We start from the raw sequence: 12,834 nt of genomic DNA on the forward strand, positions 1-12,834 counted from the left end.
TTTATTCAGCTAATTCAGCAACCATATACGTGCTGCCTGTAATTAAAATAAAATCTGCTTGCGTTTCACGCGCCGAAGCTAAAGCGATATTGACGTTGGCAAAAATGTCACCTCGTAATCCATAAACATTCGCTTTTGCTTGAAGTTCGCCTGCAGATAAAGCTCTCGGATTCGATGCTTGCGTGAAATAATACTGCGCGTCTTTCGGAAACAAACCTAAGACGCGGTCTACATCTTTATCCGACACCATCCCCAAGATGATATGGAGCTGATGAATTTCCATTTGGATTACTTGACCAAGTACCTCTGAAATGCCTGCTGCATTATGTGCCGTGTCCGCCACAACCCACGGATCCTGATCTATCACTTCCCAGCGCCCATGCAACGAGGTATTTTGTCTTGTTAGTTTTATTCCGTGTTGAATCGCTTGTGCTGAAAGCTGTAAAACACGCCTTTTAGACAGCTGAGTACACCAAGCAATCACACCACGCAAATTTTGAACTTGATAGGTTCCTGCATAAGGACTTTCAATTTTCAAATCACCCCAGAGCTCTGTTTTGGCGACTAAATGAAGCTCTATTCCTTTTTTCTCTACAGCTGATATTTGTACAAGTTCATCCGCAAAATTTAAAAACGCATCACATGCTTGTGCCGTTGACTTAAATACCTCTTCTACTTCATCCTGCCGCTCACTGATTAATATAGGAATTTGACCTTTGATGATACCCGCTTTTTCTGTGGCAATTTCTGGCAACGTTTCTCCCAAAATATCTTGATGATCATAGCCAATATTCGTAATGTAGGTAGCGATGGGTTCAATGATATTCGTCGAATCTAAGCGTCCACCCAATCCAGTTTCTATCACCGCATAGTCTACGCCTTGTTCTTTAAAAAAAGCAAATGCCATAAGTACGGTCCATTCAAAAAAACTTGGCTTTATCTCTGCAATGAGTGCACGGTGTTTGGTAAAAAAGTCAACAACCCAATCATGCGAAACTTCTTGTCCATTTACTTTTATCCGCTCCGTAAATGATTTTAAATGAGGTGATGTGTATAAACCGACCCTAAATCCCGCTTCCTGTAAAATGGAAGCCATGAAGTGAGATGAACTCCCCTTGCCATTAGTTCCTGCAATATGTAAACTTTTAAAATGCTGCTGGGGATTTCCAATCTTCGCTACCAGTTCCTGAATATTTCCTAAACCTGGTTTAAACGCTTTTTTACCTTCCCGATGAAAAACAGGAAGTTGTGCATACAAGAAGTTAACAACCTCTTCGTAAGTCATACGAGTCAAAATAGACTTAAATTAGTTTGTTGGGACAATCTTGATCGTTTTAAACCCACTCGCACCGCGTGAGATTCCTTCACTACGTGGATAAAAACGGGAATTTTTGATGAGCTTTTTGTAGCGCTCTGCCAACGAAAGTTTTACGTTAGTCCGATCGATACGAATTTCAGTTACATTCCCTCGCTCATTGATACGAATAAAAAAGGTGATTTCTCCGGTTTCAGATCCATTTTCGATTCCATTCAATGCTTTGGTATCAAATGTCCAATCTTGTGCAATTTTTCCTTCCCCTTGACCTGAACCATTTCCAGAACCACGTCCGCCACCACCCAGACCCGTTCCTAATCCTTTGCCCGATCCTGCACCTGTACCAGTGCCACCACCGGCTCCTGAGGCTGAACCAGCTTTAGGACTACGTTTTCCGAGTGTTAAGGTTAAATCAACCGGTTCCTCTATTTCCTTAGGTTCTACTGGAACAGGCGGTTGCGCTTTTACCGTTACCGGACTCGCTACCGTACTCGTTAATGCAGGTGTTGAAGTTGTTTGTACCGCATCCGCAGTTGATTGTGTTAACTCTTGTTTTTGAGGTGCAGGCGCTGGCGCCGGGGCTTCTTGCTCAAAACTAATTTCACCAATTCCCGCATCTTGCACAGGAATTGCAGGTGGATTAGGTGAATCATTCCATATTTTTACCTGCCAAATCAGCAAAAACAATAGCGAATTGATTGCTAATGTTATGACCAACGCCTTACGCTGATTGCTTTTTTCGAACTTTTTATCTGAATAAGCTAAACTCATAAGTACTATTGTTTTTTAAACACCCAAATATCTAATTTCTTATCTTTCTTTAGTTCAGCGGCCTTTTGATACCCTATGTCAAAATTGGCCACGCGCCCCACACTTACCCGAAAATGCTTCTCTCCTTCTGCTTTTTCAATGATTTCAACTTGAGAATAACCTTTACTTACTAACTCTGCTTGACAAAGCGCTGCTTTTTTCTCTGTTAAAAAACTCCCAGCAACTAAATAAATATCCTCGACGATCACTGGATCTACTTTTTCAACAACTTCTGCCGAAGCTGGCGTAGCAACTGTGACCGATTTTATTGGCGTAATAGGTGTAGCTACTTTATCTTTTTTCTTAATCTTTATGGTTAAAGGGCTCATGGAACTATTCACATACCGCGAATTTGGTTCTGTTAAAAAGTAAGCTGCAGTCCCACCTACTAAAAATGCTAAGATGACATAGGTATAAAATTTAACAGATAAACGCTTTTCTTTAACCTCTGGAATTATCGGTTCCGCATCTACCATGGAAATGGCTACCGGACTTGGAATTAATGTAGGCTTTACTTTCTTTGTTTTAATCTGCACCGGCAAAAGCCCAAATTGAGTTAAATCAAAATTTGTTTCCGGATTAGGCTCAAAACTAATTTTTGATTCATTGCGTAAAGTGAATGTTCCCACTTTTCCCAACACAACCTCTTCTTCTGCTTGAATTCGCTGATTTAAAGAAAGAGCAAATGCATGAATCTCCTTAAATGCATCTTTCTGTTTCATTCCAGATTTTTGAGCCAAAGCCATCGCTAAGATTCCATCATCAGCACGTAAACGCTCGTTAAATGCAACCCACTTGCGCTTCGGATAAATGGTTGATGTTGATTGGTCAAACATGAAATCTTTTGTATTCAATACAAAACCCCCAAATTGTGGAATAATCACACAATCGTAGCTTAATAATGATTCTTCAATAAGGGATATAATCGTTTCTTGCATGTGAACTAAAATGAATAAGCTACTCCTACTGTATAATTAAGACCCTGCGTAGCGTAATTCAAATATCGTTGATATTCTTTACCCAACAAATTATTTGCGCTCACCGATGCATTGAATTTTTTTGTAATCAGATAATTTACTTTTAAATTCAAATCAATTATGTCATCCATTTTAATGGATTTCCCTGTTTTTGCTTGCAAGCCATAAAGCCCACCTACGTAAAATAAATCTGGAGATACGATAATACGATCCTTAAAAGTTATCGAATTAGTAAATGATAAACTCAGCAACGGCTTAGAAACCGCATTTCCTTCCGCGAAATCTATATTCGTATATTGATTATAGTCATACTTTAAAATAGATAATACTTTGTCAAAGGTCTGATAATTGATTTGCCCCGATAAATTCAAAACTTGTACTTTTTTGTCTCCCCCCGCATACTTAATGTCAAAGCGCGTTGAATCACTCGCCGGAACATAAAAGGCTAAATCACTAAATTCAGAGTAAGATACCTTCATCTCAAAGTCTAAATTACGCTCATTGGATCCTTTAATCCCACCGTAAATATTAGATGTTTGAACGGTATTTCGCAAATTTACTTGCTGAGCCATCCAATTGTTTTCTGCAGCAAATTGGTTCAATGAATTGAAATAGGTTTCACCGCCTAGGCCAACAAACACATGAATGAAATCAGTAGGTTTTACGTCTAATTTCACGATTGGAAATAAACGCGTTTTATTTAAACCCAATAATTTATCTTTCTCATTGGCCAAATTAATACCTGCCGTCACTGATATTCGGTTGTTTTTATACAAGAAACTCGGCTTAATGCGGTATAACTCCCGGCGATTTGTTTGTCCAAAGGTGTTCTCTGACATGTTCATTTCACCCACTAAGTAGGCAGACAAATTATCATTTACATGTAAGATTGATTGAATTTGGCTATCCCAAATCCATTCGCGGGTATTGTAATTTGTACTTAAATATGTTAATCCTGAAGATGCGATGTAATCAAACTTGGCATCTTTTTTAGCATTTGAAATACTCCCTGAATAGTTGAATTTATTGTAGTTAATATCAAAATCACGAATCGTTCCTCCTCCATCAAAAATACGCTCATCGCGGCCATAGTAGTGATTACCTATACGCCTAAAACTAATTTGACCATCTAATAAATAGTTTCCCGTGAACGTTTTTGAATAGGCTTTTGCTTCATTTTCATTCCGTCCGGAATTCCCACCCCCAATGGGGCCGCGGCGATTTGCATCATGATTTATGTACAATCCATGAAACTGAGTTTCCTTTGGATTAAATCCAAAATGACCGTTTAATGTCGTATGTCCAAAATTACCTGCTCCAATTTTCACTAAATTCATAAACTTGGGCCCAAAAGAAGAAACCAACTCATCCCCTGTTCGAGGTCCGATTACCGATGTAGTCAAAATCGTTTTGTTGGCAGTTTCCCAACGGCGATCAAAGAACTCATATTTCATTTTACGCCCTTTTTGCGTATTCTCAATTTCTGATAAAGGTTCAAAATTGCGCGATATTTGTGGCTGAAGTACAATTTTACGCTCCTTCTCTAAAATGATATCATCATTCTGAATATTACCTTCTTTTTTATCTTGAGCCCCAACTTGCGTCTGTACCCCAAAGATTCCAAATAAGCTGCAAAGGATTATTGATTTTGCGTTCATTTCAATTTTCATGTTATCTTATTTAAGGGGTAAGCTTTTTAACTTTAATTTGGCAACTTCAACGATAGCATTATCCGTTGAATTATCAATGATCGATTTCAAGATTGCACGTGCCTGTGCAAGGTTTTTTAGCGATAAAAAGTTCTCGGCCAACAAGACATAGGCTTTTCCAATTACCCCATCAGATACATCCGCGAACTCATTTTTGAATTTGGTCGTAATCATCTCATTGGATTCTTTGTATTTACCTCCTTGACTTAATTGCATGGCTAATTCAATCTGCGCCTCACCACCTATATCATTTTTGTCTAATGCAATTGTTTTTGCTAACCATTCGTTACGCTGGCCTATTTGCGTACTATCCGAATACGCATCGGCTAATTTCCGACTCATCGAGGCTAATTCTGTCGTTGAAAATAAGTCTAAGGGTTCAACTTCTAAAATAACTTTTCCCACAGAATCTAAATTCTTTGCTGCATAAAACGCATTAAAGATCTGCTTGTATCCCATCAGCACATTTTCTGGTTCCTTTATTTTCGCTTGATGCATGCGGTAATAATTCACAGACGACTGATAATTTCCAAGGGTATATTCCAATTCAGCTGTACGTAAAATAGCTTTAATTACTTGTGGGTGTGCATTTTGCTCAATAACCTTTTTGTAAGCTGCAACTGCTTCCGTAGAATCCTTAATTTGATCAGCTGCATCAGCAATTAAATAATAGGCTTCCACGACATTCTCATCAGTTGGATACTTAGTAACAAAATCTTTTAATGCAGGAATCGCTTTATCAAATTTCTTTCCATCATAAATCCCCTTTGCTGCACTATATTTTAAATCCATTGCCTCAGCATCATTGGATTCTGCTGCATGACTCGCTTGGTAATTTTCTAATACTTGACCAAACTCCTCTGGACGGCCCACTTTAATTAAGTTTTCTTGTAAACCGATTAACGCATCTTTGGCAATTTTATCTCCAGAGAATTCATTGATTATGCGCTTGTAATCGCTAAGTGCTAATTCAAATTGCTCATTGTTTGTATACGCTTGAGCACGCTTCAAAATTGATTGAGATAGGTACTCACTCTTCGTTTTGGCATCAATTATTTCAGTAAATCCAATAATGGCCTCTTTGTATTTAAGGCCATTAAATAAGACTATATTCTCCTGAAAAATCGCATCTTCTGCAAATTTTGAATCAGGGAAATTCATGCGAACTTGCTTAAATGTTTGTCTTGCCTCAGCATCACGATTCAAATAAGTTAAGGTCATCCCTTTTTGATACAAAGCGTAATCTTTTTCATTTTTAGCTATTTCTGCAGCTTGCGAATAATACGTTAAGGCATCTTGATATTTGCGTGAAATCAAATACGTATCAGCCAAACGAATTAAAATTGCTGGATTATTTTTTGAGTTTGGTGTTGCTTTTAATCGATCTACATACGCCTTAAATAGGTTGTTGGCCTTTGTGAAATCTTTCGTATTAAAATACGCAAACGCAAGACCCATGCGAACTTGTTGGATGAAGTCTTCTGTTTGGCCTTTACCACTCAACAACGGGTTATATAATTGAATGGCTTCTTCAAATTGCTTTAATTGAGACAAGCTCTCTGCTTTTCCAAGTAACGCTAATTGGGTGTATTGTGCTTTTTGAGGCGTGTTAATTGAAATATCAAATAACTTAATTGCTTCATCGAAATGCTCTTCGTTATAGGCGCGAACTCCTAAATTATAACTTAAGGTTTGATATGCTTCATTCAGTTTAGGTGATCGGTTTGTTAAGCCTTGCAAATATTCCAAAGCAACCTTGAGGTTATCTGCATGTAAAAATGCATCCGCAACTAGTTCGACTGATTCTTCTGCAAATTTGCTTTTAGGAAATTTTGCTGTAAATAATTGAATTTCTTGAATTGTTTCTGATGCCCGACCTAAGTCTAATTGTACCTTGGCGTGGTTATAAAATGCTTCCTCCTGAATCAGCGTATTAAAATTCAAGTTTTTCGCTAAATCAAATGCTTCTAACGTCGCTGCCAAATTCCCTGCATTTAACTGAGAAAGAGCAAGTGTAAATGCAGCAAATTGGCCTAATGAGTCTTTTTGACTAGCTAATCCTTTCAATTGTATGGCTGCATCATTAAACTTTTTGATACGATATAACGAATAACCTAAGCGGTATTGCGAGATTGGATTTATTTTATTGCCCGTTGCCTTAACAAGCACCTCATAGCTTTTCGCTGCTTTATCGAAACGCTCTAATTTAAATTGTACGTCGGCCACCAACTGTGATAATTCATCTAAGCGGTACCCAGAGTTCTTTTTGACTAAAATAGGTTCAGCATAATTCAATAATTCATTGAATTTGGATTGGTTAAAATAACATAGGGCAATCCAATTTGGAATTTCCCTACGGTATTTGCTACTCGCCTCTGCTTTTTGAAAATCTGGCGCCGCATCAGCATAACGTTTATCATTGAATTGGATGACAGCTGCATAATAAGCTGCAGAAAGTGCATATTCTTCTTCTTGTTCCACCTTAATTTCATTGAAATAAGGTAAGGCTTCCACAAAGTTTTTTAGTTCGTAATACGATACAGCTAATTTGTATTTGGCTTCTAAATTTGTTTCTGATGATTTACTCAGGTATTTAACTGCTTTGGCATAGTCGCCATTGTCATAGAAAAACGTACCGATTCCACGAAGCAATTTGATGGCTTGCGGATGTTCTGGGTTATTTGCTACAAAACGCTCGGCTAATATTTCCGCTTCTGGCTGACTCATGTATAAAGAACACATGGTCATGTAATATTCAGCTAAGACCTTCTGCCCTGCTTGCTCGTTACTTAATGGCTCAATACTTTCGAGATATGCATTAAACTCTTCCCGCGCAGCTACATAATTCTTCGCATCAAAGTATTCTTTGGCCTGGCGGAAATGTAACGTATGATCTTTGAAACTAAGTGTTTGTTGGCCAAAAGCCCCCAAACTCATGCAGAAAAAAAGTATTGCTGTGATCCAGCTAGTCGATCTTGAATGGTTATTCATTTGAATATGGTTACAACATGCACATTGAATCAAAAATACGATTTTTCTTTCAAATTATTGTTTGAGGCAATTGATTTATTTTAGGTGCTTGCGACCAATTAATAGCTATTTCATAGGAGATACGGCCTATTTTATTAATTTTAGGTTTTCTATTTCATCCTTATAAACTATAAATCAATGTTACTGAAGAAATTAGCAATTCTAAGCCTATTTATTCTGGGGTTTGAATTGAGCGCTGCTCCCATCAAGCACTTGATTCAAATGTCTAATCCACAATCTCATTATTTTGAAGTCACAACGACTTTAGATGTGAGTAAAGAAAACGCCAAGTATATTGACCTTAAGATGGCAGCTTGGACGCCAGGGTCCTATTTGATTCGTGAATTCGCCCGGAATGTGGAGCAGGTTAGTGCTACTGCAAATGGGAATTCCTTACCTATCAACAAAATTTCTAAAAATACGTGGCGGATTTCTATTGTTCCCGGCATGAAAAAAGTGCAAGTAAATTATTTGGTATATGCTTTTGAATTATCGGTACGGACCTCATATTTAGATGACGTACATGGCTATATTAACCCTGCCAATATGCTAATGTATGTCGCGAAGTGGGCAAAAGGTCCACAGGAACTTGAAATTATTCCGCATAAGGACTTTAAAAAAGTGTCAACCGCCCTGAAAAATGTGAGTGGCTTCAAGTATATCGCCAAAGACCTGGATGAATTGTTTGATTCACCTATTGAAATAGGCAATCATAAGGTTTGGGATTTTAAAGTCAATAACATTCCACACCAAATTGCATTCTTTGGCCAAACTAAAGTAGATTCTGTCAAATTTATCGCCGATGTAACTAAGATGGCGCAAGAAGCCCAAAATGTGGTTGGCACGCATCCTTGTGACCATTATTTATTTATAATTCATAACATTCAACGTGGTACAGGTGGATTAGAGCATTTGTATTCGACTACGTGTTCCGTTTCTAGAACAGCCTATGAAACACCTGGCGGCTATCAAGGTGTCATAAATTTATTAGCGCACGAGTATTTTCACTTATGGAATGTGAAGCGTATTCGTCCAATTGCCTTGGGGCCATTCGATTATGAGCAAGAAAATTACACGCACAATCTTTGGTTTTCTGAAGGTATAACTAGTTATTATGCTGAAGTGATCAATCTTCGGACAAAAATGGTTTCTTCAGATGCTTATTTAATTGATCTGGGTAAAGACATTTCTTCAGTTGAAAATACACCTGGTGCATCTGTTGAATCTGCCGCTTCCGCTAGTTGGGATGCATGGATTAAATACTACCGTCCAAACGAAAATTCCCGCAACTCTTCTGTTTCATATTATGACAAGGGATCCTTGTTAGGTGGTATTTTAAACATGTGGATTATTCAAAAAACAGCTGGGGCCAAATGTTTAGATGATGTATTTAAATTGCTTTATGCGAACTATTATTTGAAGCAAGGGCGTGGTTTTACCGATGCAGAATTGGAAAATGCTTTCAGTACAGTTGCCGGCACATCTGCTGCTGGGTTCTTCAAGGACCATATTTATGGCATTAAAACACCGGACTATACAGGTATTTTTGCCAAATTTGGTTATACATGGACTGATGCAAATTTAAGTAAATCAATACCTTACGCGGGTTTATCGGTTTTAAACAATCGCATTACATCGATTTTTAAAGCCGGTCCAGCATTTATAGCAGGATTGAATGTAGGTGATGAAATTGTACAGGTAAACCAAACAGATTTTGTTGGTTTAGATAAGCTAATGGCCGACAAGAAAGTTGGTGATTTACTAACTTTTAAAGTGAAGCGTGACGGTTTAGAGCGTTCTTTTGAACTGAAAGTGACGCAAACTCCTTTGAAAGCTTTCGAGGTTAAATCAGTTGACAATCCAACTGATTCTCAATTGATGTTACGCAAAAAGTGGTTGAGTCTTTAATTGATTTGTTTCCCCATTTCAGCATACATCTGCTGAAAGGTCGTTATGACAAAATTTTGAAAGGAGGAGCTGGATGCCAGCTCCTCTATTTCTTTTTGGCCTGAAAAGTCTAGAACCGAGAATTTATAACTTTGCTCGAGCTGAGGCGTCTCAAATTTCAAAATGTATTTTGAGTTCCATTCAAAAAGTGAGATTCGCATATTTTCATGCGGTATTTCTTTAATAAAATGCACTAGTCGTGAATGATTTTAACACTTTGAATCACATCCCCTTCGCGAATTTGATCGATTATGTCTAAGCCTTCAACAACTTTACCAAAGCATGTATGCTTACGGTCTAAGTGCGCTGTGTTGTTACGTGAGTGACAAATGAAAAATTGGGATCCTCCCGTATTTAATCCACGATGCGCCATTGAAAGTACTCCACGATCATGAAACTGATTATTTCCAGTTAATTCACATGGGATTGAATAACCAGGACCACCTGCTCCAGTGCCATCTGGACACCCTCCTTGAATCACAAAATCTGCAATTACTCGGTGAAAGGTAAGTCCATCATAAAACCCTTTTTCAGCTAAATCCATGAAGTTTTTTGAGTGAATTGGAGCATCCTCTGTATAAAATTCGATTTTCATTAACCCTTTATCGGTTAACATTTCTGCGTATGCCATCTTAATTAATTAAATTTGAGGCACAAAGATAAAAATTATATCCATTATGAGGTACCTCTTTTTATGCATGTTCGCGATTTTAGTAGTCTCTTGTCAATCAGACACATCAAAAAAAGAAGCATCTGATTTTTTTCTGCGCGGTAACGCCAAATTTAAAGAAAAGGAATATTTTGAATCTATTAAGTGGTATACAGAATCAATTAAGAAGCAAAAGGAATTTCCAGATGCGTATTATAATCGGGGTTTAGTATACCAACAGCTCGAGAAAAATGATGAGGCCTTAGCTGATTTTACAATTGCTTACACGCAAGATCCCAAATTTGCCCCTGCCCTGTTTAAATTGGCTGAAACTCTTCAAAATTTGGAAAAATATGATTTGGCCATTACTGAATCTGCTAAGCTAATTAAGAATTTCCCTGATTCTGCAGCCAATTGGACACTTCATGGCAATATTCAGATGCAAAAGGAAATGTGGAATGAGTCGATGGTTTCGTATGATCGTGCACTAGCTATTGATTCCCTTTCGGTAGAAACGATGATCAATCAAGGTGTGGTTTTTCAAGAATTAGATCAATTGGATCTAGCGGAGAAGATGTTTAAGCACGCATTGAAACAAGGGAAATACCAAGACTTAATTTATAATAATTTGGGATATGTGGAGATTCAGCGGATGCATTGGGTACTGGCGAAGCAATATGTTCAAAAAGCATTAGCAGTTGATCCTAAAAACCCATTATATGTGAAGAATTGGGAGCGAATTCAAAAAAAATCAATGCTTGAATAAGCTCATGTAACCTTGTAATACCTCCGTATTTTTAGTTGAATCGGTACAAATTTCTAAGATTTTTGCACGATCGCTTGGCTCAAAAAAATGGCTGAGTTCTTGATTCAATTCATTCCAATTATGAACTTCTAAGTAGTCTATTCCAGCATCTAAAGCTGTATTTTTAGCTCTAAATGGCTGATGCGTTATCATAAATTCACCTAGCTCTGGAAGGTCTTTTGCTCCATCTAATATGCCAAAAATACCTCCTCCAGCATTGTTGAAAATGATAATGCGAACATTCGAACCTACATACGAATTCCAAAGTGCATTGCGGTCGTATTGAAAAGCCACATCACCTATCAGCGAGATAACTAATTTTGTTGTTTTTTGGCTCGCTCCGATCGCCGTACTAAGACATCCATCAATTCCGCTTGTACCACGGTTTGAAAATACTTCAGTTTGAGTAAATACTTTTTCTGTCCAATTGACGTATCGAATCGCCAATGAATTAGCTATGTGAACTTCAGAATCCTGAGCGTCTATAGTTCCAATCAACTGGTTGTAAATAAGTAACTCTGACCAACTTTCTTTTTTAAAATAGGTCTCCTGTATCGCCTCTACCCTGTTTTTTGCACTATTTACAGCCGATACCCCCCTAAGGGTTTGTTGGCACAAGGACGCTAACACCTGTTCCGATTTCGCTTTCACCACGCGTGTTAGACATTGAAATGGATCAGGTTGTTCGATGGGATTTGGGTGCACCAACCATGATGCATTGGGCTTATGGTTTCTCAGAAATTGTTTAATGCGTTTGCTAACAAACGATTTACCAAAATGAATATGAAATTCTGGTTGGAACGAAGATAAATTCGCTTCATTAGCCCAAATTAAATCATGATGCAATTGGCATTCCGAAGGTAGATTTGCTGTTGCATCACCTACAACCGGTATCCCTTTAAGCGCCAATTGGGCAAATAATTTATTCTCAGCTTGATTGAATTGTCTTTGGCCAACGGTGATAAGTAGTGAAGCATCTGGATTTACATCAAAATCGGTATCTAATTCAGGGGTTTTATAGGCTTCAACTGCCTGAGGTTCCCGAATTTGCGGTAATGCCTCTCCGCTTGTTGGATAAAACGGCTCAGCGATGGGTACATTCATGTGTACTGGCCCTTGTGGAATTGCCATGGCTTTTTCCACGAGCTGATTTGGTTGAAAGGGAATGAAGCTTTCGGCATGTTTGACATGCTTGCCAAAAAGATTTTCTTGGTAGATTGTCTGGCCATCCCACTGACCAATCCATTCGGCTGGGCGGTCTGCAGTTAGCACAATGATTGGAACTTCTTGGAAGAATGCCTCAGCTACAGCCGGAGCAAAATTGAGACCCGCAGAACCTGAGGTGCAGCAGATAATTACTGGTTTTTTCGTTTTCAATGCGCGGCCAAGACCAAAGAAACCAGCTGAACGTTCATCTGAGATGGAATAACAGTGAAAACCACCGTGACGAACTAAGGCCAACATAATAGGTGCGTTTCGAGAACCTGGGCATATAATTGCCTCATTTACACCTTGTTGGTGCAAACCATCAATCAAATCCACAAGTCCATCAGGGTATGCCATAGCAAAAAAAAGCCTCATAAGAGGCTTTT

At 38.3% G+C, this 12,834-nt stretch carries 10 protein-coding genes; 2 read left to right on the top strand and 8 right to left on the bottom strand.

All coding sequences use genetic code 11. The features are described from left to right. Position 1: 1 nt before the first annotated feature. Genes ACIQ6T_RS01235 through ACIQ6T_RS01255 form a run of 5 tightly spaced genes read right to left on the bottom strand, consistent with a single transcriptional unit; the run spans position 2 to position 7,802 of the window. Positions 2-1,285 (bottom strand): bifunctional folylpolyglutamate synthase/dihydrofolate synthase, encoded by a 1,284-nt coding sequence (locus tag ACIQ6T_RS01235; RefSeq protein WP_395783403.1) that lies wholly within the window; start codon positions 1,283-1,285, stop codon positions 2-4. 21 nt (positions 1,286-1,306) lie between these two features. Continuing rightward, the gene (locus ACIQ6T_RS01240) at positions 1,307-2,086 is read right to left on the bottom strand and encodes a hypothetical protein (RefSeq protein WP_395783405.1); all 780 of its coding nucleotides are present in this window, start codon (positions 2,084-2,086) and stop codon (positions 1,307-1,309) included. A gap of 5 nt (positions 2,087-2,091) precedes the next feature. Then, complete coding sequence (locus tag ACIQ6T_RS01245) at positions 2,092-3,063, bottom strand: hypothetical protein (protein ID WP_395783407.1); 972 nt, start codon at positions 3,061-3,063, stop codon at positions 2,092-2,094. A gap of 5 nt (positions 3,064-3,068) precedes the next feature. Then, the gene (locus tag ACIQ6T_RS01250; RefSeq protein WP_395783409.1) at positions 3,069-4,772 is read right to left on the bottom strand and encodes a hypothetical protein; all 1,704 of its coding nucleotides are present in this window, start codon (positions 4,770-4,772) and stop codon (positions 3,069-3,071) included. Positions 4,773-4,778: 6 nt separating this feature from the next. Beyond that, the gene (locus ACIQ6T_RS01255) at positions 4,779-7,802 is read right to left on the bottom strand and encodes a tetratricopeptide repeat protein (protein ID WP_395783411.1); all 3,024 of its coding nucleotides are present in this window, start codon (positions 7,800-7,802) and stop codon (positions 4,779-4,781) included. Between the two features lie 177 nt (positions 7,803-7,979). On the opposite strand from ACIQ6T_RS01255, the gene ACIQ6T_RS01260 reads away from it, so the two are divergent. Next, positions 7,980-9,749 (top strand): M61 family metallopeptidase, encoded by a 1,770-nt coding sequence (locus ACIQ6T_RS01260; RefSeq protein WP_395783413.1) that lies wholly within the window; start codon positions 7,980-7,982, stop codon positions 9,747-9,749. On the opposite strand, the gene ACIQ6T_RS01265 is transcribed toward ACIQ6T_RS01260, so the two are convergent. Beyond that, the gene (locus tag ACIQ6T_RS01265) at positions 9,746-9,949 is read right to left on the bottom strand and encodes a hypothetical protein (RefSeq protein WP_395783415.1); all 204 of its coding nucleotides are present in this window, start codon (positions 9,947-9,949) and stop codon (positions 9,746-9,748) included. The genes ACIQ6T_RS01260 and ACIQ6T_RS01265 overlap by 4 nt on opposite strands. A 32-nt stretch (positions 9,950-9,981) precedes the next feature. Beyond that, positions 9,982-10,419 (bottom strand): peptidylprolyl isomerase, encoded by a 438-nt coding sequence (locus ACIQ6T_RS01270; RefSeq protein ID WP_395783417.1) that lies wholly within the window; start codon positions 10,417-10,419, stop codon positions 9,982-9,984. A 46-nt stretch (positions 10,420-10,465) separates the two neighbouring features. Here ACIQ6T_RS01270 and ACIQ6T_RS01275 point away from each other — a divergent pair, with 46 nt between their 5' ends. Then, positions 10,466-11,203 (top strand): tetratricopeptide repeat protein, encoded by a 738-nt coding sequence (locus tag ACIQ6T_RS01275; protein ID WP_395783419.1) that lies wholly within the window; start codon positions 10,466-10,468, stop codon positions 11,201-11,203. Here ACIQ6T_RS01275 and menD read toward each other — a convergent pair. After that, on the bottom strand, positions 11,189-12,823 hold the full coding sequence (gene menD, locus ACIQ6T_RS01280) for a 2-succinyl-5-enolpyruvyl-6-hydroxy-3-cyclohexene-1-carboxylic-acid synthase (protein WP_395783421.1): 1,635 nt from the start codon (positions 12,821-12,823) through the stop codon (positions 11,189-11,191). The genes ACIQ6T_RS01275 and menD overlap by 15 nt on opposite strands. Between the last annotated feature and the right edge of the window lie 11 nt (positions 12,824-12,834).

The organism is Aquirufa sp. (assembly GCF_044377215.1).
GTDB lineage: Bacteria > Bacteroidota > Bacteroidia > Cytophagales > Spirosomataceae > Aquirufa.